Raw genomic sequence first — 21,187 nt, 5'->3', positions numbered from 1 at the left:
AGTAGCAACCCTTACTGCGGTTGGTCGAATCAGATTACCGGCACCAGGTGCAACACCCGATCAATCACGTTATCGGTGGTGACACCACTGGCTTCGGCTTCGAAACTCAGTAACAAGCGATGACGCAATACATCGTGAACCACCGCCTGCACGTCGTTAGGGCTGACGTAGTCACGACCAATTAACCAGGCATGGGCGCGGGCGCAACGTTCCAGCGCAATGGTGCCACGAGGGCTGGCACCGAACTCCAGCTGGCTGGCCAGTTGCTGGTCATAATGGCCCGGTTCACGGGTCGCCATAATGATCTGCACTATGTATTGCTCAACCGCTTCGCTCATATGCAGCGCCAGGGTTTCCTGGCGGGCGGCAAAAATAGCCTGCTGGGTCAGTTCGGGTACCTGCTCCAGTGGTTGCTGCATGGCTTCACCACGGGCCAGCCGCAGAATCTGCAATTCGGCATCGGCATCCGGGTAATCAATTTTTACATGCATCATAAAACGGTCGAGCTGGGCTTCTGGCAGCGGGTAGGTGCCTTCCTGCTCAATCGGGTTCTGGGTCGCCATAACCAGAAACAGTGGCGGCAATTTGCGGGTCACGCCGGCGACTGTGATCTGACGTTCAGCCATGGCTTCCAACAAGGCACTTTGAACCTTGGCAGGGGCACGGTTGATTTCATCGGCCAGAATCAGGTTGTGGAAAATCGGCCCGGCCTGGAATTCAAAATTGTGCTGTTCCGGGCGGTAGATTTCGGTGCCGGTTATATCGCCCGGCAATAAATCCGGGGTGAACTGAATGCGTTTGAAATCGCCTTCAAGATGGTCGGCGAGGGCGTTAATCGCCTTGGTTTTGGCCAGACCTGGAGCCCCTTCGACCAACAGGTGGCCGTCGCTTAACAGGGCAATAATAAGACGATCGACAAGGTGTGGTTGACCAATAATCCGGTGTTGCAACGCATCACGCAGCTGCTGGAATCCTTGCTGTAGGGACATGATGTTTTCCGGTAATAAAAACAACTCAGAAAGCCGAACACAAGACAGTCGGTTTCGGCCAGAACGCTTGGTCAGATTGGGGCAGATCCACTAAGTTCAAGGTCGCAATGGTGAAATAGACGCCAGTGAACGCAGTAAGATGTTTTTTGTCACGAAAAGCTGATGCTGGACTGCTAGTCTGAAACCAAAGAGTAGACACACGGGACCCCTTGTATGCTCACTGCCTTGCTGAATTTGATCGAAGAACGTAATTCCGCTGCCCAGGCCAAGATTCTGGGCAAATTTGCAGAACTTTACTACGCCAATGCTCCTCTGGATGAGTTGCTGGCCAGACCGGTGGCCGATGTTTACGGCGCTACACTGTCGTCCTGGCACTTTATCCAGCAGCGTAAGCCGGGCGAAGCCAAGATCCGTGTGTTTAACCCCGACTATGAAAATCACGGCTGGCAAAGTCTGCACTCGGTGGTGGAAGTGGTGTGTGACGATATGCCGTTTCTGGTGGATTCGGTGCGGATGCAGCTGAACGCCCGGCAGATGTCGTTACACGCGATCCAGTATTGTGTGCTCAACGCCAGTCGCGACAGCAACCACAATCTCAAGACCAATGTTGACTGGAACAAGCCGGGCAAAAACAAGCAGCCAGAAGCCATCATCTACATCGAGTTTGACCATCATTCCGACAAGCAGGTGCTGCAGGAGCTGACCGACGCACTCTATTCCGTACTGGATGAAGTTGCTTGCTGCGTGACGGATTTCCCGACCATTTGTGAACGGGCGGTGGAGCTGGCCGACCAGCTGAACAAATCCGGTGTAGAAGAAGCTGCCGAAGCCGAAGCCTTTATTCGCTGGCTCGGCACCAACCACTTCACCTTTCTGGCGGCGGACGAATTCCATTTCGAACAGGATGCTGATGAAGGCTGGGTGGTGCGTGACCCCAACCATGATCTGGGCACTTTCCGGTTTAACCGCACTGAACGTACGCGCCTGAAATTGCAGGATCTGCCGGGGGAAATCCAGGATTTTATTACCAGCACCAGCCCGGTGAGTTTTATGAAATCCGGTGTGCGCAGCCGGGTGCATCGGCCAGCCTACCCGGACTATGTGGTGGTGAAACGCTACAACGAGCAAGGGGAAGTGGTCGGCGGCGTGCGCTTTATGGGCCTCTACACGTCCATTGTTTATACCGAAACCCCTAACAATATTCCGCTCGTCCGCAACAAGTTAAAAGCCCTGCGGGAACGCGCTAACTTCGACCCGATCAGCCACAGCGGCAAGGAACTCAACCGAATTCTGGAAGTGTATCCGCGTGATGAGCTGTTTCAGTCTTCGGTAGACCAGCTCTACAAGACCGCCATCAGCATTCTCAATATCCAGGAACGTCGGCAGACCCGCGTATACCTGCGCAAGGACACCTACAGCAAGTTTGTTTCCTGTCTGGTGTATGTGCCGCGTGATATCTACAACACCGAGTTGCGCCAGCGTATTGAAGGTGTGCTGAAGGTTGAATTCGAGCCACTCGATATTGAATCGACCACCTATTTCTCGGAATCGGTACTGGCGCGTGCCCAATACACGCTGCGGCTTGATCCGGCCCGTGACAACGGCTACGACGAGGCCATAGTTGCCCGCAAGATCCAGAGCGTGGTGCGCTCCTGGGCTGACGACATGCACGACGCACTGGTCGAGCAGGTTGGTGAGGAAATGGGTAACCGCCAGTTCCACAGCTACCGGGCGGCGTTCCCGGCTGGTTACCGTGAAAGCTTTGGTTCCCGCACCGCCGTTGCCGATATCCAGTTGATGGAGTCATTGCTGAATGGCACCACGGCAAATGCCAATGCCCGCGATTTGGCGATGGTGTTCTATCGTGAGCTGGAAGAAGACGCCAACCACCTGCATTTCAAGCTGTTCCACCGCGACACCATTCTGCCGCTGTCGGACGTGATTCCGGTGCTGGAAAACCTTGGCTTGCGGGTACTGGGCGAACACCCGTACGAGATTGTTACCCGTAACGGTGACACCATCTGGATTCACAACTTCCTGCTGCAATACACCCTGTCTGACAGCATCAGTATTGCCGAAGTAAAAGCGTTGTTTCAGGACGCCTTCCAGTCGATCTGGAGTGGCCGGGCCGAAAACGACCGCTTCAACCGGCTGGTGCTCGGTGGTCAGTTGGGCTGGAAAGAAATTGCCCTGTTGCGTGCTTACGCCCGTTATATGAAGCAAATCCGCTTTGGCATTTCCGAAAGCTACATTGCCGAAACCCTCAGCCGTTACATTCATATCAGTGCCTTGCTGGTGAAGTTCTTTAACACCCGTTTTGGCCTCAATCTGTCTGAAGACGAGCGGCAGGAGCAGGCCAACGAGCTGGAACAACAGATTCTGGCCAGCCTGGATGACGTCAGCCAGCTCAACGAAGACCGCACCATTCGCCGTTATGTGGAACTGATGAAGGCAACCCTGCGGACCAACTTCTTCCAGCTCGACGACGACGGCCAGACCAAACCGTATATTTCCCTGAAAATGAATCCGGCGCTGATCAGCGACATGCCGCTGCCACGGCCGATGTTTGAAATCTTCGTCTATTCGCCACGCATTGAAGGTGTGCATCTGCGCGGTGGTCGGGTTGCTCGTGGAGGTTTGCGCTGGTCCGACCGTATTGATGACTTCCGCACGGAAGTGCTGGGGCTGGTAAAAGCCCAGCAGGTGAAAAACGCCGTGATTGTGCCGGTTGGTGCCAAGGGTGGATTTGTTGCCAAACAACTGCCCACTGACGGCGGCCGCGACGCTTTTATGGCCGAAGGCATTGCCTGCTACAAAACCTTTATCAGCGCCTTGCTGGACGTCACCGACAACCTGGTTGAAGGCAAACCGGTTCCGCCGCTCAACGTGATTCGCCACGATGGCGATGATCCCTATCTGGTGGTCGCCGCTGACAAGGGCACTGCGACTTTCTCGGATATTGCCAACGAAATTGCGGTTTCCCGTGGCTTCTGGCTGGGTGATGCCTTTGCCTCTGGCGGTTCGATTGGTTACGACCACAAGAAAATGGGCATTACCGCCCGCGGTGCCTGGGTCTCGGTGCAGCGTCATTTCCGTGAGCGCGGCCATAACACCCAGAACGAAGACTTCACCGTGGTGGGTATCGGTGACATGGCCGGTGACGTATTTGGTAACGGCATGCTGCAGTCCGAACATATTTGTCTGGTGGCGGCCTTTAACCATTTGCATATCTTTGTTGACCCAACTCCCAACGCGGCGGCCAGCTTTGCCGAGCGCAAACGGCTGTTCGAGCTGCCACGTTCAAGCTGGACTGACTACAACCGCGAACTGATTTCCCGTGGTGGCGGTATTTTTGAACGCTCGGCCAAGAGCATTCCGATTTCCATCGAGATGAAACAGGTGTTCGGTATCAGTGCTGATCGGCTGGCGCCCAACGACCTGATCAATGTGATTCTGAAAGCGCCAGTGGATCTGATCTGGAATGGCGGTATCGGTACCTATGTGAAAGCCAGCAGCGAGCGGGATTCGCAAGTGGGTGACAAGGCCAACGATGGCTTGCGGGTGTGCGGTAAGGAACTGCGTGCCAAGGTGATTGGCGAAGGCGGTAACCTCGGTATGACCCAGCTGGGGCGGATCGAATACGCTCTTAATGGCGGTGCCAGCTACACCGACTTTATCGACAACGCCGGTGGGGTGGACTGCTCCGACCACGAGGTCAACATCAAGATCATGCTCAACGAGGTGATGGACAACGGCGACCTCACCCGCAAGCAGCGCAACAAGATCTTCCTCGATCTGACTGACGATGTTGCGGCGCTGGTACTCAACAACAACTATCGCCAGACCCAGGCGATTGCGCTGGCTTACAAGGACTGCATGACCCGGCTGGACGAATACGCCCGCCTGATGAAGTCGTATGAAAGCCACGGCAAGCTCAACCGGGCGCTGGAATTCCTGCCCGACGACGAACTGCTGAACGAGCGTAAGAATCAGGCAGCCGGACTGACCTGCCCGGAATTGTCGGTGCTGATTTCCTACACCAAGGCGGACCTCAAGGAACAGCTCAATACTGAGGAAATTTATGGCGACAGTTATGTGGCTGAAATCCTCACCACGGCTTTCCCGCAGGCACTGGACGAGCGTTTCGCCGAACAGCTGCGTCAGCACCGCCTGCGCCGTGAAATCATTGCCACCCAGCTGGCCAACGATATGGTCAACTACATGGGCATCACCTTTATGCACCGGCTGCATAAATCCACCGGCGCCAGCGTGGCGGATATTGCCCGTTGTTATGTTGCCGCCCGCGACATCTTCCAGCTCGACAAATACTGGCAACAGCTGACTGAGCTGGACTATCAGATTCCGACCGACATTCAGGAAGACATGATGGCGGAACTGATGCGGCTGGTACGGCGGGCAACCCGCTGGTTCCTGCGTAATCGTCGGGCCTCCATCAACATCGAAGCCGAAGTGAAACACTTCCAGCCTGCGGTGGCGGATATTGCTGCCAACCTTGGCAGTGCGGTTCGGGGCAGTGCGCTGGAGCGTTGGGAGCGCAGTTACAAGGTGCGACTGGAGCAAGGTGTGCCGGAAGAGCTGGCGGCTTACACCGCCGGTGCTGTCTACCTCTATTCCGCGTTAGGTGTGATTGAAGCGGCCGCAGAAACCGGCTTGCCGCTGGCAGAAGTCGCTGCCACCTATTTTGAGGTGGGGGAGCAGTTGTCACTCAGCTGGGTCGGCCAGCAGATCAACACCTTGCCAACCAATAGCCACTGGGAAGCACTGGCACGGGAAACCTTGCGTGATGACCTCGACTGGCAACAGCGGGCACTCACCATCGGTGTGCTGAATAACCAGTCTGACGGCGAATCCACCAGTGACGCTGTCGAACGATGGAAAACCGAGCAGAACCATATGGTTGAACGCTGGATGTCGATGCTGGCAGAACTCAAGTCTGCCGACACGGTAGAATTTGCCATGATCGCGGTGGCATTGCGGGAACTGCTCGACCTCGCCCAGGTCAGCCGTTTACCGCTGGATTGTCCTCCGTGTGAGCCGCTGGAGACTGAATAACATAATCGTAGGGGCAAGGCTTGCCTTGCCAGTGACATGCCTTGCCAGCGGCTGGAAAGGTGCTGGCTGGACAGGCAGCTGGAACCTATCCGGGACATATCCGGGGGGACAGCCGTCTGGCCTGCCTGTGTGGGCCGGATGCTCACGCAGGTGGTTAATATTCGTGTTGAGTAGCGACCATGAATCAGGGAGAAAACAGTATGCAGATTCGCAATATCGCCATTGGCGTCATCGAAGACAACGATCGTATCTTCGTCTTTGAAGGCTTTGATCCGGCCGATAACTCGGTTTTCTACCGACCATTAGGTGGTGGCATTGATTTTGGCGAACTGGCTCAGGAAGCGCTGGTGCGGGAGTTTCAGGAAGAGCTGAATACCCGTATTACGATTGAATCCAAACCCCGGGTGATGGAAAACCGCTTTGAGCTTTATGGTCGGCCCTGTCATGAAATTGTTTTTGTGTTCAAGGCCAGTTTTGTTGACCCAGAGTTCTACAGCCATCGGGAATTCACTTCCTGTGACGAGGGCAGTAACAGCGCGTTCACCGCCAAATGGATTCCGCTGGCTGACTTCCGCTCTGGAAAATTGACCCTGGTTCCGGAAAACCTGCTGCAATTGCTGGATTCCCACGCTCACTGGCTGCCGAATCACTAATCTGCTGAGGGGTTGCTATAGGGGGCATCTATTTAATCCGGTGCTCGCTCTGGGCTTCCGGATGGTTTCGAATCCCGAAGCCGGTTTGCAGGCCTGGCGGGTCAAGTCAAAAACCGGCGACACCGAGTCGGGATCATCCGGCAGTCCCCGCAGGGCGCGGGTTGCCACTGCCCAGAGCGGTGTTGGCGAATTTGAAAAGACTCGGCCGGACAGGCTGGTCATTTCGCTGCATTCGCCGCCTTGCTCTGAACACTGGCAACACTCGCGCAGAGTCGTGCAGGATTAAATAGATGCCCCCTACAGTCACCATTCGCTTGTTCAGGATGTTGTTATGGCAAGAATTATTCAGGCTTCATTTGTTTCAACTTCAGCGGCTTCAGCTTCATATAGTCATACTGCATTGGCAGCGCGAGCTGCTTCTCTAACCTTGGTTAGTCTTGCCTTGCTGGTCGGCGGTTGTTCTTCAATTTCAAAATCCACCTGTGAAGAAGCCAATTATTACCAGATTGGCTATTCGGACGGCCGTCAGGCTGATTCTCGCAGTAACTTTGAGCGTTACCACAACCAGTGTTCCGAATACGGTATTGCGACCGACCGCGAAGCCTATAACCAGGGTTATCAGGCAGGTTTGCTGGAATACTGCACCATCGACAACGCCCTTTGGCTGGGGGAAAGCGGCAGTCGTTTTCGTTATGTCTGTCCTGCACAACAAACTGCCGAGCTGGAAGCGTATTACAACCAGGGTTTGCGGCGTTATTGCGTGCCTGCCGAGGGTTACCAGCTGGGCCTGAACGGCCAGCAAAGTTCAGTGTGTGATGGTTCGCAATACCCGACGTTTCATCAAGCCTGGCTGCAAGGTAGCCAACAGAAACAGCGGGATGATCGCAAGCAGCAGCTGGTGGAGGAACTGCAGCATCTTGACGCTGAGATCGCCCGTCTCGACAGTGACCGAAAGGATTTTCACAAACGGCTGCGTGAGCTGCAAACCCGCCAGCGGTTGCTGAATATGGAATATCAGTCGTTGCTGGGAATTAATTGGCCTGTACCGGTTTCGCGGCCGTTGCCCAAACCCGATCATCCGGAGGTGCCAAAACAGCCAGCTGTTCCCAAACAACCAACCCCAAAACAACCAATAAAGAAACCCAAAGACCGCTCGGAACAGCAACCTGAGCCAGAACAACCGGATCAAGAGCTACCGCTGAAACGGTCGCCGCCGCCAATGGTGCGCCCGCAGTAGCGAACAGAACGCGGCAACCGCGATAGCAGCCTGGAATATAAAGCTCAACCGGCTTGCTTCACATCCTCAGCCAGTGCGCTGTGGAAGCGTTGCACCAGCGCGGCGGCTTTTTCCGCGTCTATCGCCTTGCAGGTTTCAACGCCCGGCAATTTAAAAATCGGCGTATCTTCGGCGGCTACCATGGCGTTAACAACGGACTCCTCTACCGCCTGTACGGCAGCCATGTAGAAATCATCAAAGACTTCGTCATTCAGGTAGGCCATGGAGCTGTGGCTGACGTCCTGCTGGGGCAACGGCTTTTCGTTGGCGGTGCTGAAGGCCATAAAAATATCGCCGGAATTGTTACCGCCGGGAGTGCCGTTGCGGCCGATACCAATCGCCGCCCGTTTGGCCATACGCTTGAGCTGGTGTGGCAGCATTGGCGCGTCGGTGGCCAGAATCACAATGATGGAGCCGCTTTCATGTTCGCGCATCAGTCCATGTTCCGGCATCAGTTGACCGAGAGGCACACCGGCAACATTGAGCCAGGGGCGCAGGCCATGATTGGCCTGTACCAGCGCAGCAACGGTGTAGGTTTTACCATCCAGTTCGATCAGCCGGGATGAGGTGCCGGTGCCGCCCTTGAATTCGTAGGCGATCATGCCGGTACCGCCACCAACGTTGCCTTCGGCCAGTACGCCGCTGCAGGTGTTGTCCAGCGCCGCCAGCGCATCGGCCTCGGTGACATGCATGGCGTTGATGTCGTTGAGCACGCCGTCATAGGTTTCGGCCACCACCGGCATGGCCCACAGGTGATGTTCGGTCCAGTCCTTGCGGTAGTGGTTGATCATCCACTTGCAGGCGGCGTGGTGAGTGATGCCAACGCCGTGGCTGTTGGTGATCATGATCGGGCCAACAAAATAGCCGCCGTCCTGAATCCAGTGGGTACCGGTCATTTCGCCGTTGCCGTTGAGGGCGTACATACCCGCCCAGACCGGTTGTGGCTCGGCTTTTTTGCCGCGTGGCAGAATGGCGGTCACGCCTGTTCGGGCCGGGCTGTGCGGGTCATCCTTGATTAGCGTCTGATAGCCGACCTCAACACCGGCAACGTCGGTGATGGCGTTAAAGGCACCTGGAGTTCCGGCAAATGGAATTCCATAGTCACGGGCGCGTTTGATAGTCATAACAACACTTCCTGTTTAATCGGCATTGCGGGATTTGAAATAGATCCCCGCAGAAGCAATCACAATTGAGAACACCAGCATCAGTGTGGCGATGGCATTGATTTCGGGTTTAATGCCACGCCGAATCAGCCCCATGATGAAAACCGGTAAGGTGGTGGAGTCGACTCCGCTGATGAAGTAGGTAATCACCAGGTCGTCCATCGAAATAATGAAACTCAGCAAGGCTCCACCAATCACACCGGGCAGAATCAGCGGCAGGGTGACGCGGCGGAAGGTCTGCCATTCGTTGGCACCGAGGTCGGCAGAGGCGGATTCAATCAGCGGGTTCATACCGGCCAGACGGGCGCTGACAACAATAAACACGTAGCTGGTCAGGAAGGTGCAGTGGCCAATCACAATGGAGATGACGCCCAGATGAATACCGGCACCAACAAAAAAGATCAGCAGCGCAATGCCCAGCACAATGTCCGGCATCACCATCGGCACAAACAGCAGCAGGCGGTAGAAACCCTGCATCCGGAACCGGTAGCGAGCCATCGCTACTGCTGTGCTGGTTCCCAGTACGGTGGCGGTAATGGTGGCCAACGCCGCCACGGTCAGACTGGTGCCCAGCGCGGCCAGCAGCTGGTCGGTGGAGTCGACATAGCTGATGTCATCTTTTAATGGGGTATCACCGCCAAACAGGTTGATGTACCAGTCGAAGGTGAAATGGTCCCAGATCATCAGATTGACCGGGTTGGAGTTGAAGGAATACACCACCACCAGAATCACCGGCGCGTACAAAAACAGCATGAACAGCGCGCCGTAGCCGGAGAGCAGGGGGTTAAACAGTTTGCGTAGAAAGGCTGTAGTCATCGGAACACCTCAGCTCTGGGGCTGATTTTTCATTACCTTGAACAGGTAAAACGAAACGATCACCAGCATTGACACAATCATCAGCATCGACAGGGTCGCGCCGAACGGCCAGTTGCGGGCATAGAGGAACTGCTGTTCGACCAGGTTGCCGATCATCACCACCTTGGCGCCGCCCAGCATCGAAGGCACCACAAAGTTGCCGAGTGAAGGGATAAAGACCAGTACGCTACCGGCGATCACACCAGGCAAGGTCAGTGGCAGAATCACTTTCCGGAAGGTGGTCAAGGGCGCAGCGCCGAGGTCCTGCGAGGCCTGAATCAGCTTGCCGTCGATCTTTTCGACGCTGGAGTACAGCGGCAGGAACATAAAAGGCACAAAGATGTAGATCATGCCGATCACCACGGCGGTGCTGGAGTACATCAGCCCGAGTGGCTCGGAAATCAGTCCCAGCGCGTCGAGAATCTGGTTGGCAAAGCCGGAGTCACGCAGGATCAGAATCCAGGCGTACAACCGGATGATCATGCTGGAGAAGAACGGCAGTGTGATCAGGAACAGGCACAGTGCCTTGCCACGCGTCGACATACGGCTGATCCAGAACGCCGCCGGGTAACACACCAGCAAGGTCAACAGTGTAGTCGCCAGTGCCAGTCCGGCCGAGCGGGCCAGAATCTCCAGATATACCAGGTCGAATTCTTCATAGAAACCGTCGGCCCAGCCCAGCACCCGGCCGTAGTTCCAGTGGTAGAAATTCCATTCCACACCACCGTAAAGGCCTGGTTCGAGGAAGCTGTATACGGCCATGATCAACAGTGGGCCGATAAAAAAGATACCGAGGAACAGGGTGGCCGGAGCCAGCAGTAATACCAGCTGCTTTTGCTGGCGGCTGAAGGATTTCATCAGGCAGCCTCTTCGTCGGCAGACTGCTGTGCTGCAGCAGGAATCACATGCACCGCTGCGGGATCATAGTGCAGTTCAATTGCCTGACCTGGCTGCACTGCCGCCATGGCACTGCGAATCAGCGCGGAAATCGGCTGACCATTGGCCATCTGACAATGCAGCTGGTGGTCGCGGCCGATAAAAACGGACTGTTGCAGTCGGGCCTGGATCATGGCCTGGCTGCTTGTGCCGCTGGCTGGAGAACCCGCAACCAGCTGGAAGTGCTCCGGGCGCAGCAACAGCGACACTGGTTGGCCAACACGCAGCTGCTGGCTCTGGCAGACAATCTCGCTGCCGTCGGCATTAACCAGGGCGAGACCGTTTTCGCAACGGCTGACGGTACCGCTGAAAATATTGCTTTCACCAATAAACTCGCTGACAAAACGGCTGGCCGGACGATGATAAATTTCATCCGGTGTACCAACCTGTTCGACCTTGCCACCGTTGAGCACGACGATGCGGTCGGACATGGTGAGCGCTTCTTCCTGATCATGGGTGACAAACAGGAAGCAGATACCCAGCTCGGCCTGCAGATTTTTCAATTCGATCTGCATCTTCATGCGCAGGTTGCGGTCGAGGGCCGACAGGGGTTCGTCCAGCAACAACATTTTCGGCCGATTCACAATCGCCCGTGCCAGCGCCACACGCTGTTGTTGACCACCTGAAAGCTGGGTCGGACGGCGCTTTTCGACACCTTGCAGACCCACCATTTCCAGCGCTTCTGCCACGCGTTTGTTACGTTCCTGTTTGGCGACGCCATGGATGTCGAGGCCGTAACCGACGTTGTCACCTATGTTCAGATGTGGGAACAGGGCGTAGGACTGGAACACGGTATTGACCGGCCGTTTGTGGGCGGGTAGTTCCAGCAATGGGCTGTTGTCGAGCAGAATCTTGCCGCTGTCGAGCCGTTCAAAACCGGCAATGATGTTCAGCAGGGTGGTTTTGCCGCAGCCGGATGGCCCCAGCAAGGTAATAAATTCGCTTTGGGCGATGGTCAGGTTGATGCCGTCCAGCGCCTTGACCAGGCTGCCTTCCGGCGTCTGGAAATGACGCATGGCGTTTTTTATTTTCAGAAAGTCCGGTGCGCTATTTCGTTCAGACATAGTGAAACCTCAAGGAAACGTCGTTCGAAAACTTCAGCTGTGGGAGGCGCGGGCCGTCGGCCCGCGCTCGGGGTCAGTGGTTGATCAGGATGCGGTGCGGAATTTGGTCCAGACGCGGTCGTACAACTTGATGCCCTTGCCGAGATCCTTGAACACCTGCAGTTTTTCCATGGTTTCTACTGGCGGATTCATGTTGGGGTTGTCACGCATTGCCGCAGGCAACAGTGAGATGGCGGCCTTGTTAACCGAGCCATTGGTCTGTTGAATGGTGTTCATGGCAGAAATTTCTGGTTGCAGGAAAAATTCCATGAACTTGCGGGCGTTGCTTTTGTTGGGCGCGCTTTTCAGTACACACATATCTTCCTGATACATGGTGGCGCCTTCTTTCGGGATTACGTATGCGAGGGTGTCCGGGTCTTCGTTCACATACATCATGGCGCCGACATAGTAGTGGCCCGCAGCGATATCACCGGACTGCACCATCGGGATGGTGTCGTAGGTCAGTGCCGAGATATTAGGCTTTTGGTCGAGCAGGAACTGCTGCGCGGCCTTCAGGTCCTGAGAATCAGTGGAGTTAACGTTTTTGCCATTCATGATCAGGCCGATACCGATGTCTTCACGCATATCGTCCAGCAGGGTGATTTTTTTGCCCTGTGAAGGCAGCGCGAAAAACTCCTGCCAGGAGTTCAGTTCAGGCACCAGCTTCTTGTTGTAGACGATGCCGACGCTGCCCCAGGCGTATGGCAAACAGTATTCACCCTTGGGGTCGGATTCGGCGATCAGGTGGTCCTTGAGGATGTTTTCAAAGCCGGGCGCTTTGTTGATGTTGGTTTTTTCCAGCATGTTGAGGCTGGTCATCACATCCTGCATGTGCACAGACGGGAAAATGATGTCGTAGCCGGTTGCACCAGCCTGCAACTTGGCCAGCATCTCTTCGTTGGACGAGTAGGTGTCGAGTGTTACCTTGATGCCGGTTTCGGCTGTGAAGCGTTCGATGACTTCCGGGTTGATGTAATCACCCCAGTTGTACAGGTTGAGCGTTTGTTCTGCCAACGTTGTGCTGGACAAAGCCAGCCCCGACAGTCCCAAACATGCCAGTGCGGCGGTCTTGCTCAAGCGTTTGCTGCTGGTTACAGCGGATATCAGACCCTTCATCAGATGTTCCTCCAAGCGTTGAATAACAAGCCGTTCAATGTGGTGAAATTCTATGAATGCTGATATATATCGTTCAATATCACGATATGTTAGATCTATAACATAATTAAATATTTCAATAAAATCAGTGGTTTAGTGGTTTTTATTGGCGCCTTTTAATGTCTTTTCCTGTTTTTGTTGCTTGGTAATAGTGCGTTTGTTGATAAAGCTGCACCGGATCGGCACAAAATGCGCGGCAGGGTTGCGGAAGGCTAACAGGCGACGTCAGTAAAAAGCAGAAAACCTGGTAACAGCCGGAGGCTTGGGCGTGGAAAATACCTTTTCGTCGGATCACAGTTATATCCCGGGGCGCACCGAACAGCACCTGCATGAACTGATGCCGCAGCTGTCACCGTCGGAAGCCCGGGTGGCGCAATACATTCTGCTGAACCTGCCGAATATTGCCTTTGAAACCGGCGCTTCGATTGCTGAAAAGGCAGCGGTCAGTTCGATTACCGTCAGTCGTTTTCTGAAACGGGCTGGCTACAAGGGCATTGCCGCACTGAAGCAGGAAATCCAGCAGGAACTGGCACCGGTGCAGGGTCGCAGCAATGACGACGGTACGGTGTTGACGGACGATTTTCTGAAGAGCCTGTTCGACAAGGATCTGAAGATTCTGGTCGACCTCTACAAGCAGCTGCAGTCCGACAGCTGGCAGGGGCTGGTGAATTGTGTGGCCTCGGCTGATCAGGTGTATGTCTCCGGTTTTCAGACCATTCGTGGTGCTGCGGAAGACTTTGCCCGCCGCCTGTCATTGGCCCGCACCAATGTGCAGTTTTTGTCAGCCAACGACAGCAATCTGGGCGAATGGCTGGCGAAGCCGCAAAAGTCGGCGCAGGGCTACACCACTTTCATTCTGATTGATGTGGTGCCTTATGCCCAGCAAGGGCGGCGCTTGTGTGAACTGGCTGCCGAACGGGGCATGCAGGTAGTGATTCTGACCGATGAGTTCTGTTATTGGGCGCGGGATTTCACCCCCTATATCTTCCATGCCAAGTCAAAAACCGGGCTGTTTCTGGAATCCACCTGGGGCTTGCTACTGGCTACCAACATGCTGGTCGATCAGGTTGCCCGCAAGAATCCAGGCAGTGATGCCCGCGCCCGCGCCTGGCTCGACATTGCCCGTCATCTTAATTTGTTCTGAGAGGAAATAGGCCAGTACGAAGCCGTTCAGGGCTGTCGATCTGCTATATTTGGGGCAGTGACAACGGCAATTTTTCCCAGAGAACGACAACGCCAGCAGCATTGCTAACAGGACCATGCCAAGAATTGTTTTTGACCTTGTGATTTCAGCGGCGGAATACCAGCAATATTATTCCGGTGCCGTACGAACGGTACAGGTGGTGTCTCTGGATGGTCGCACCGTGCGCTTTCCGGCCAATGTGCTGCGGCATGTGATTCGCCATGACGGCATTCGGGGCAGATTTGCCATCGAAACCGATGAGCAGGGCAAGTTCCAGCGCATTATTGAGCTGGCTCGCGTATAATCGCCGCCAATTTACCAGCTGCCAGGCTGGTGCTTCTCTTTTCAACCGTTACCCATGAGGACCCCTATGGATTGGTACAGTGCCATTCGCCCCCTGTTATTCAGCCTGAGTGCCGAAACGGCCCACGAAGTCAGCCTTGATCTGATGGGTGCGGCGGAGCGTTTGCAGCTGTTGAAATTCATGATGCCAGAGGTCAAGGGCGAGCCGGTTGAAGTGGCCGGAATCCGTTTTCCGAACCCGGTAGGTCTGGCTGCAGGCCTCGACAAGAACGGTGACTACATTGATGCGCTGGCGCGGCTGGGTTTCGGTTTTATCGAGATCGGTACCATTACGCCACGTCCGCAGCCAGGTAACCCGCAGCCACGCTTGTTCCGCATTCCAGAGCGTCAGGCGATCATCAATCGCATGGGCTTTAACAACAAGGGTGTGGACTACCTGATCGAGCGGGTTAAAAAAGCCAGATTCACGGGTGTGCTGGGCATCAATATCGGCAAGAACTTCGACACGCCAGTTGAACGGGCGGTCGACGATTACCTGATTTGTCTGGAAAAGGTTTACCAGTACGCCACCTATATTACCGTCAATATTTCCTCTCCGAACACGCCGGGACTGCGCACCCTGCAGTACGGTGATGCGCTGAAAGAACTGCTGACGCCACTGAAAGAAAAGCAACGCGAGCTGGCACCACAATTCGGCTATAAGCCAATTTTCGTCAAGATCGCGCCAGACATGAATACCGACGAAGTGGCGCTGGTTGCCAACACCCTGGTTGAGTGCGGTATGGATGGCGTGATTGCCACCAACACCACACTGGATCGTGAAGGGGTGCAGGGCTGTCAGAATGCCAATGAGCAGGGTGGTTTGAGCGGCGCGCCGCTGGAAGAGAAAGCCACTGAGGTGCTGGAAGTGCTGTGCAAGGCACTTGACGGCCGTTTGCCAGTGATTGGTGTTGGCGGTATCAGCGACGGTGCCGGTGCCATCGACAAGTTCAAGGCCGGTGCCCAGCTGGTGCAGATCTACAGTGGCTTTATTTATCGTGGCCCTGAACTGGTTCGTGAGGCTGTCGAGGCGCTGGCGAACTACCGCTAGGCTTAGCTCTGGTGCCAGGCGACAGTAATCAGCAAGCATAAAAAAGGCCCCTCTTGGGGGCCGCCTCCCGGAGCAGGAGGCTTGCTTTTTTTGTCAGCCCTGGATGGGCTGGGGAATTCGGTTTTTCAGGCTCTGCATCAGTTGGTTAACCCCCTTTTGCAGACGGAGCCTGGAGTGGTGGTTAAACCACCATTCGATGAATACCAGAAACGCCGGTGTATCCATCCCAATGGTCTGCACGTCCGGAGCGCCAGCCCGCTAACCAGGCATCACGCATAGGGCCTTCAGGCGGGGCCAGATCTTTGGATCGCCGTTCAATGCCGGCACGGTATCCGCGGTTGAAAGCTCGTTCTTGCAGATCGCGTTTCTGTTTTTTCATACGATGCATCCTCGCTTTTATTAGCAATAAGTCACTGTGGTCGTTCGAATCAGGACGATCTTCAGCAGCGACATCTCGTTTGTATCGCGATTGGACAGTCGTTGTTAACGATTTTATTTAAATAAAATGTCACTCGTTTGTAACGAATGGCTATTTCATCAGACAGGCATGAACTTTATGCAAAATCCTGAATCAGCAACCACCTTTTCCTGGCTGGCCATTTGCAGCAAGGGAATCGAGCCGCTTTTAGCTAATGAAATCAATGCATTAGGAGGTGAGTTCGAGCGTGAAACACCACTCGGTGTATTCTGGAAGGGGTCAATTGAGGACGCTTACCGTTTTTGCTTGTGGTCCCGACTGGGTAACCGCTTGCTGATGCCGTTGCAGGAAGCCAGTGTTAATTCGGTTGACGAAATGTACGAAGTGGCACGTTCGGTTGACTGGCCAGCCTTGTTTTCGGCCAACGCTACCATTCGGGTGGACTTCAACGGCCGTACTGACTTTGTCAACAACACCCAGTTTGGCGCCCAGAAAATCAAGGATGCCATTGTTGACCGTTTCCGCGCCGACCAGGGCTCGCGGCCGAATGTCAGCAAGGAAGCCGATCTGCGTATCGACGCGGTACTGCGCAAGGGCAAGCTGGCCCTGTATCTGAACTTCAGTGGCCCTGGCATGCACCGTCGTGGCTATCGTTTGCAACCGGGTCTGGCGCCGTTAAAGGAAACGCTCGCGGCAGCGCTGCTGATGCGGGCTGGCTGGCCGGAACTGGCCGAGCAAGGCAAGCACCTGGTTGATCCCATGTGTGGTTCCGGCACCTTGCTGATCGAAGCGGGCCTGATGGCGGCTGATGTTGCACCGGGTTTGAACCGTCAGCAGCATGGCTTTGAACACTGGCGTGGCCACGACCGCAAGCTTTGGACCGACATGGTTGAGCAGGCGCGTGAGCGTCGTACTGCAGGTATCAAAAACCTCAAGAGCCGTTTCTACGGTTTTGATCTGGATGCGCGCCAGCTCGAAGCGGCCAATGCCAACCTCGCACGTTCCGGTCTGGCGGGTCTGGTGCATCTGGAAAAGCGCCCGATTGATCAGTTCCGCATTAATAAGGATGTGATCGCCGAAGGTGGTCTGGTGATTACCAACCCGCCGTATGGCGAACGTTTGAGTGAATTGCCGCAGCTGGCGCCGCTGTACCAACAACTGCACGATGCCACCATGCAGGTGCCGGAATGGAAGCTGGCGCTGTTCACCGGCAATACTGATCTGGCCAAGGCGGTTCGACGTCCACTCGACAAGCAATACAAGTTCCTCAACGGCAAGATCGAAACCCGCCTGCTGGTGTTTGGTGCTGCTGACGAACGCTCCGCCCAGCCGCAGGGAACCATGATCCGTGGCCCGGTAGAAGCCTTCGCCAACCGGCTGAAAAAGAACCTCAAGCAGATCCAGAAATGGGTCAAACGTGACGGTATTGCCAGCTATCGGGTCTATGACCAGGATCTGCCGGAATATGCCGTGGCCGTGGACTGGTACACCGATGCTCGCGAGGGAATGACGGTCAGCCGTGATTGGTTGCACGTGCAGGAATATGTACCGCCAAAGTCCATTGACGAAGCCAAGGCTGAACGCCGTTTGCTGGATGTCCTGGCCGTGTTGCCGGAAGTCACTGGCGTACCGGCAGAGCAGATTGTGCTGAAGCGTCGTGAGCGTCAGGCGGGCAAGAAGCAATATGAAAAGCAGTCCAGTGATGGTCTGGTTCGCCACCGCTTCCCGAGCCGCGAAGGCCAGATTCAGGTTTGGGTCAATCTGAAGGATTATCTCGATACCGGCCTGTTCCTTGATCACCGGCCAACCCGTCTGGAGATCGCCAAACGTTGTGCGGCGATGACCGCACCAAAGTTCCTCAACCTGTTCTGCTATACCGCCAGCGCCAGTGTTCATGCCGCGAACGCCGGTGCGGTTTGTACCAGTGTGGATATGTCGCGTACCTATCTGAACTGGGGCAAGGACAACTTCGAGTTGAACGGTATTAATCCGGCCAAACATGAGTTTATTCAGGCGGACTGTTTGCAGTGGCTGGGTGATTGTAAGGAGCAGTACGACCTGATCTTTATGGACCCGCCAACTTTCTCCAACTCCAAGCGGATGGAAGGGGTGCTGGATATCCAGCGTGATCACGTGCGTCTGATTGAGCAGGCGATGGACTGTTTGCGGCCCGGTGGTTTGCTGATCTTCTCAACCAACCTGCGGACCTTTGTGATGGACGAGAAAGCACTGCAGGAAAGTGCCGAAACCGCGCTCAATATCCGTAATGTCAGCAAGTGGTCGGTGCCAACGGACTACGCTCGTCGCCCCAATATTCACCACTGTTTCCACATCCAGAAGGCCTGATCAGGCTGCTTCTCAGTCAAGGCGCATCGTTGTGGTGCGCCTTGAATTCTTGATTTCTGTTTGCACTTAAATCGTGCGTTTAATTTAAAAATGTTTTCCTGTGGTGCGATAAATGTCATCTGGCGTTGAATTTTGCGCTATCAAGGAAAACCTGAGCGAAAATTGTGTTCATCTACAGAGCGCATAAATCTTGGCATGGTGCCAATGTTGACAAATATATCATGTGTTTTTGTAACAAAGGCGACAATTCTGGTATGTAAACTGCTTCCGATTTCCCCTCTGAATAATAAGAGCACTAAAACAGTGCTAACGGCTCAACATTGGTTCAGGCTGATGGAGACCCGGTGTTGTTGAAATTGTGGGAGTAGTTATTGTGACAAGTCTGGATTTGACCGGCGTAAACAGTGCAGTCGAGACCTTGATGTCCGGCACCAATACGCTTTTTATCCTGCTGGGCGCCATTATGGTGCTGCTGATGCACGGCGGCTTTGCTTTTCTGGAGCTGGGAACCGTTCGCCATAAAAACCAGGTTAACGCGCTGGTCAAGATTCTGACCGATTTTGCGATCTCGACGCTGGCCTATTTCTTTATTGGCTACCAGATTGCCTACGGCACTAACTTTCTGGTGGGGGCGGAAGCACTGGCAGCCAATAATGGTTACGAGCTGGTCAAGTTCTTCTTCCTGCTGACCTTTGCGGCGGCAATTCCGGCGATTGTGTCGGGTGGTATTGCCGAACGGGCCAAATTTTATCCCTTCCTGCTGGCGTCTGGTTTGACCGTGGCATTTGTCTATCCAGTGTTCGAAGGCATGATCTGGAATGGTAACTATGGCTTCCAGAACTGGCTGGAGAACAGCTTTGGTGCCGCTTTCCATGACTTTGCCGGTTCTGTAGTGGTTCACGCCGTTGGCGGCTGGATTGCCTTTGCGGCGATTACGCTGCTGGGCTCCCGTAACGGTCGTTACCGCAATGGCAAGGTCGTTGCTTTTGCGCCTTCCAATATCCCGTTCCTGGCACTGGGGGCCTGGATTCTGACCGTCGGCTGGTTCGGCTTTAATGTGATGTCAGCCCAGACGGTGGATGGTATTTCCGGTTTGGTAGCGGTGAACAGCCTGATGGCAATGGTCGGCGGTACGCTGGTGGCCATGGTGGTTGGCAAGAATGACCCGGGCTTTATTCACAATGGTCCGCTGGCGGGTCTGGTGGCGGTGTGTGCGGGTTCCGACATCATGCATCCGATCGGTGCACTGTTGGTTGGTGGCGTGGCGGGTGCCCTGTTCGTATATGTGTTCACGTTGGCGCAGAACCGCTTCACCAAGTTCGATGATGTGTTAGGTGTATGGCCGCTGCACGGATTGTGCGGTGTCTGGGGTGGTGTGGCCACCGGTATCTTTGGGGCAAGCAGCCTGGGTGGTCTGGGCGGTGTCAGTCTGGTTTCCCAACTGATTGGTTCGCTGGCTGGCGTAGTGGTTGCTCTGGTCGGCGGCTTGCTGGTGTATGGGCTGATCAAGGTAGTAGCGGGATTGCGTTTGGATGAGGAGTCTGAATTTAACGGCGCTGACCTCAGCATTCACAAGATCGGGTCGACCTCGCTGGATTAAATATCATGGAGTCTGCTGAATAATACCCATCATCCTGAACGCGTAGCGATTCAGGATCCATACGGCCAGGAATTGGCAAGCCGCATGGATCCCAAATTTCGCAGGCTCGTTTGGGATGACGCTGTTATATGCTGGCGTCTGGCTCTGCTACGAGAGCATGGGCCCGTTTGTCTCAGGCAGTATCAGTACGGCGGCGCGAGTCGCCGTTGATGTAACGCTTGGCTGCTTTTGCTGTCCTAGCCTCAGATAAGGAGGTAAGGCTCATGAAGCAAATTGTGCTGATCGGAATTCTGGTTGCTGTTGCGGTCGCCATTTGGGGCGCTATCAGCAGTGATGTTGTGGTAATAGTCAACGGTCATGAGTTCCACGGGCCGATGGCCGGCATGATGTCGTCCTGGGCGCTGGTGGTCTCCACCGTAATCGGTTTCTGTTTACTGATTGTGCTGACGCTGGTGTTCGCCGGGTTTGGCTTGATGATCATCGGTGGTTTGATGATTCTGGGACTGGCGGTTGTGTCGATGGGCATGCCGTTTTTGTTGCCGCTTCTGATTCCGTTGCTGGTGGTCTGGGCGGTCGTCGCCTTGTTGTCGAAACCCAAACCACCAGGCGAATAAATCAGATCACCGCTTCAAAGCATTCCAGCTGGGGCGGGCCCATGTAAATGTCCTTGCGGGTACCGCCAGCGTTGGCGTGGGCCTTGCGGAAGGCTTCGGATTTGGTCCAGCCTTCAAAGGCTGCTTTTGATTCCCACACGGAGTGGGAGGTAAACAGGGTAAATTCCTCATTGCTGGCACCCTGCAGCAGGTTAAAGCTCTGAAAACCTGGTACTTCGTCCAGATAGGTGTCACGGCTTTTCCAGATTTCGATAAAGTCTGCTTCGCAGCCTGGCTTGATGCGGAAGCGGTTCATGGCAATGTACATATTGGCTCCGGGTTGTTCGGGTTGGCAGGACGCTGGCTACTCGATGTTGGTTCAACGACCCTGACTGGAATCTTGTCGAAACCCAAGAGTGCCACAGATTGTTGGATACGTCTTAATCGATCG

Annotated in this window: 17 protein-coding genes; 9 read left to right on the top strand and 8 right to left on the bottom strand. The window is 54.9% G+C overall.

Annotated features, from left to right (window positions below; translation table 11 throughout):
* Positions 1 to 29: 29 nt before the first annotated feature.
* Positions 30 to 989: an AAA family ATPase gene (locus K6123_RS16025; RefSeq protein WP_221799552.1), complete on the bottom strand. Its 960-nt coding sequence runs from the start codon at positions 987 to 989 to the stop codon at positions 30 to 32.
* 213 nt (positions 990 to 1,202) lie between these two features.
* Between K6123_RS16025 and K6123_RS16020 the strand changes: the two genes are divergently transcribed.
* From K6123_RS16020 to K6123_RS16010, 3 genes are all read left to right on the top strand, one after another.
* Complete coding sequence (locus K6123_RS16020; protein ID WP_221799550.1) at positions 1,203 to 6,062, top strand: NAD-glutamate dehydrogenase; 4,860 nt, start codon at positions 1,203 to 1,205, stop codon at positions 6,060 to 6,062.
* A gap of 200 nt (positions 6,063 to 6,262) precedes the next feature.
* Entirely contained in the window at positions 6,263 to 6,715 is a 453-nt protein-coding gene (locus K6123_RS16015) for an NUDIX hydrolase (protein ID WP_221799548.1), read from the top strand.
* 331 nt (positions 6,716 to 7,046) lie between these two features.
* Complete coding sequence (locus tag K6123_RS16010; protein WP_221799546.1) at positions 7,047 to 7,952, top strand: DUF2799 domain-containing protein; 906 nt, start codon at positions 7,047 to 7,049, stop codon at positions 7,950 to 7,952.
* 44 nt (positions 7,953 to 7,996) lie between these two features.
* Here the strand turns inward: K6123_RS16010 and K6123_RS16005 are convergent, their stop codons facing one another.
* The 5 genes from K6123_RS16005 to K6123_RS15985 form a co-directional block, all read right to left on the bottom strand.
* Positions 7,997 to 9,115, bottom strand: a complete 1,119-nt coding sequence (locus tag K6123_RS16005) for a DmpA family aminopeptidase (protein WP_221799545.1) — start codon at positions 9,113 to 9,115, stop codon at positions 7,997 to 7,999.
* Positions 9,116 to 9,130: 15 nt separating this feature from the next.
* Complete coding sequence (locus tag K6123_RS16000) at positions 9,131 to 9,970, bottom strand: ABC transporter permease (RefSeq protein ID WP_221799543.1); 840 nt, start codon at positions 9,968 to 9,970, stop codon at positions 9,131 to 9,133.
* 9 nt (positions 9,971 to 9,979) lie between these two features.
* On the bottom strand, positions 9,980 to 10,867 hold the full coding sequence (locus tag K6123_RS15995) for an ABC transporter permease (protein WP_221799541.1): 888 nt from the start codon (positions 10,865 to 10,867) through the stop codon (positions 9,980 to 9,982).
* Positions 10,867 to 12,009, bottom strand: coding sequence for an ABC transporter ATP-binding protein (locus tag K6123_RS15990; protein ID WP_221799539.1), 1,143 nt, complete (start codon positions 12,007 to 12,009; stop codon positions 10,867 to 10,869). Before K6123_RS15990 ends, K6123_RS15995 begins: the two co-directional genes overlap by 1 nt.
* Positions 12,010 to 12,093: 84 nt before the next feature.
* Complete coding sequence (locus K6123_RS15985) at positions 12,094 to 13,164, bottom strand: polyamine ABC transporter substrate-binding protein (protein WP_221799537.1); 1,071 nt, start codon at positions 13,162 to 13,164, stop codon at positions 12,094 to 12,096.
* 307 nt (positions 13,165 to 13,471) lie between these two features.
* Here K6123_RS15985 and K6123_RS15980 point away from each other — a divergent pair, with 307 nt between their 5' ends.
* From K6123_RS15980 to K6123_RS15970, 3 genes are all read left to right on the top strand, one after another.
* Complete coding sequence (locus K6123_RS15980; RefSeq protein ID WP_221799535.1) at positions 13,472 to 14,347, top strand: MurR/RpiR family transcriptional regulator; 876 nt, start codon at positions 13,472 to 13,474, stop codon at positions 14,345 to 14,347.
* 115 nt (positions 14,348 to 14,462) lie between these two features.
* Positions 14,463 to 14,690 (top strand): DUF2835 domain-containing protein, encoded by a 228-nt coding sequence (locus K6123_RS15975; RefSeq protein ID WP_221799533.1) that lies wholly within the window; start codon positions 14,463 to 14,465, stop codon positions 14,688 to 14,690.
* A gap of 66 nt (positions 14,691 to 14,756) precedes the next feature.
* Positions 14,757 to 15,779: a quinone-dependent dihydroorotate dehydrogenase gene (locus K6123_RS15970; RefSeq protein WP_221799531.1), complete on the top strand. Its 1,023-nt coding sequence runs from the start codon at positions 14,757 to 14,759 to the stop codon at positions 15,777 to 15,779.
* Positions 15,780 to 15,960: 181 nt separating this feature from the next.
* On the opposite strand, the gene rmf is transcribed toward K6123_RS15970, so the two are convergent.
* Positions 15,961 to 16,158: a ribosome modulation factor gene (rmf, locus tag K6123_RS15965; RefSeq protein ID WP_221799529.1), complete on the bottom strand. Its 198-nt coding sequence runs from the start codon at positions 16,156 to 16,158 to the stop codon at positions 15,961 to 15,963.
* Between the two features lie 177 nt (positions 16,159 to 16,335).
* On the opposite strand from rmf, the gene rlmKL reads away from it, so the two are divergent.
* From rlmKL to K6123_RS15950, 3 genes are all read left to right on the top strand, one after another.
* Positions 16,336 to 18,543: a bifunctional 23S rRNA (guanine(2069)-N(7))-methyltransferase RlmK/23S rRNA (guanine(2445)-N(2))-methyltransferase RlmL gene (gene rlmKL / locus K6123_RS15960; RefSeq protein ID WP_221799527.1), complete on the top strand. Its 2,208-nt coding sequence runs from the start codon at positions 16,336 to 16,338 to the stop codon at positions 18,541 to 18,543.
* A 388-nt stretch (positions 18,544 to 18,931) separates the two neighbouring features.
* Positions 18,932 to 20,143 carry an ammonium transporter gene (locus K6123_RS15955; protein ID WP_221799867.1) on the top strand — a complete coding sequence of 404 codons (1,212 nt, stop codon included), beginning with the start codon at positions 18,932 to 18,934 and terminating at the stop codon, positions 20,141 to 20,143.
* A gap of 263 nt (positions 20,144 to 20,406) precedes the next feature.
* Positions 20,407 to 20,757, top strand: a complete 351-nt coding sequence (locus tag K6123_RS15950; protein WP_221799525.1) for a hypothetical protein — start codon at positions 20,407 to 20,409, stop codon at positions 20,755 to 20,757.
* 1 nt (position 20,758) lies between these two features.
* Here K6123_RS15950 and hmuQ read toward each other — a convergent pair whose 3' ends face one another.
* A complete protein-coding gene (hmuQ, locus tag K6123_RS15945) occupies positions 20,759 to 21,064 on the bottom strand; it encodes a heme-degrading protein HmuQ (protein ID WP_221799523.1) in 306 nt (101 codons plus the stop codon).
* Positions 21,065 to 21,187 lie beyond the last annotated feature (123 nt).

Origin of the sequence: Oceanobacter mangrovi, from assembly GCF_019740315.1 — a bacterium.
GTDB lineage: Bacteria > Pseudomonadota > Gammaproteobacteria > Pseudomonadales > Oceanobacteraceae > Oceanobacter > Oceanobacter mangrovi.
Note: the sequence above shows the minus strand (reverse complement) of the source record. Positions and strands in the feature narration are given on the sequence as shown.

Excerpts from the sequence above, each read along its gene's own strand:
- K6123_RS16025 (WP_221799552.1), bottom strand. The coding sequence starts at position 989 with ATGTCCCTACAGCAAGGATTCCAGCAGCTGCGTGATGCGTTGCAACAC.
- K6123_RS16020 (WP_221799550.1), top strand. The coding sequence starts at position 1,203 with ATGCTCACTGCCTTGCTGAATTTGATCGAAGAACGTAATTCCGCTGCC.
- K6123_RS16015 (WP_221799548.1), top strand. The coding sequence starts at position 6,263 with ATGCAGATTCGCAATATCGCCATTGGCGTCATCGAAGACAACGATCGT.
- K6123_RS16010 (WP_221799546.1), top strand. The coding sequence starts at position 7,047 with ATGGCAAGAATTATTCAGGCTTCATTTGTTTCAACTTCAGCGGCTTCA.
- K6123_RS16005 (WP_221799545.1), bottom strand. The coding sequence starts at position 9,115 with ATGACTATCAAACGCGCCCGTGACTATGGAATTCCATTTGCCGGAACT.
- K6123_RS16000 (WP_221799543.1), bottom strand. The coding sequence starts at position 9,970 with ATGACTACAGCCTTTCTACGCAAACTGTTTAACCCCCTGCTCTCCGGC.
- K6123_RS15995 (WP_221799541.1), bottom strand. The coding sequence starts at position 10,867 with ATGAAATCCTTCAGCCGCCAGCAAAAGCAGCTGGTATTACTGCTGGCT.
- K6123_RS15990 (WP_221799539.1), bottom strand. The coding sequence starts at position 12,009 with ATGTCTGAACGAAATAGCGCACCGGACTTTCTGAAAATAAAAAACGCC.
- K6123_RS15985 (WP_221799537.1), bottom strand. The coding sequence starts at position 13,164 with ATGAAGGGTCTGATATCCGCTGTAACCAGCAGCAAACGCTTGAGCAAG.
- K6123_RS15975 (WP_221799533.1), top strand. The coding sequence starts at position 14,463 with ATGCCAAGAATTGTTTTTGACCTTGTGATTTCAGCGGCGGAATACCAG.
- K6123_RS15970 (WP_221799531.1), top strand. The coding sequence starts at position 14,757 with ATGGATTGGTACAGTGCCATTCGCCCCCTGTTATTCAGCCTGAGTGCC.
- rmf (WP_221799529.1), bottom strand. The coding sequence starts at position 16,158 with ATGAAAAAACAGAAACGCGATCTGCAAGAACGAGCTTTCAACCGCGGA.
- rlmKL (WP_221799527.1), top strand. The coding sequence starts at position 16,336 with ATGCAAAATCCTGAATCAGCAACCACCTTTTCCTGGCTGGCCATTTGC.
- K6123_RS15950 (WP_221799525.1), top strand. The coding sequence starts at position 20,407 with ATGAAGCAAATTGTGCTGATCGGAATTCTGGTTGCTGTTGCGGTCGCC.
- hmuQ (WP_221799523.1), bottom strand. The coding sequence starts at position 21,064 with ATGTACATTGCCATGAACCGCTTCCGCATCAAGCCAGGCTGCGAAGCA.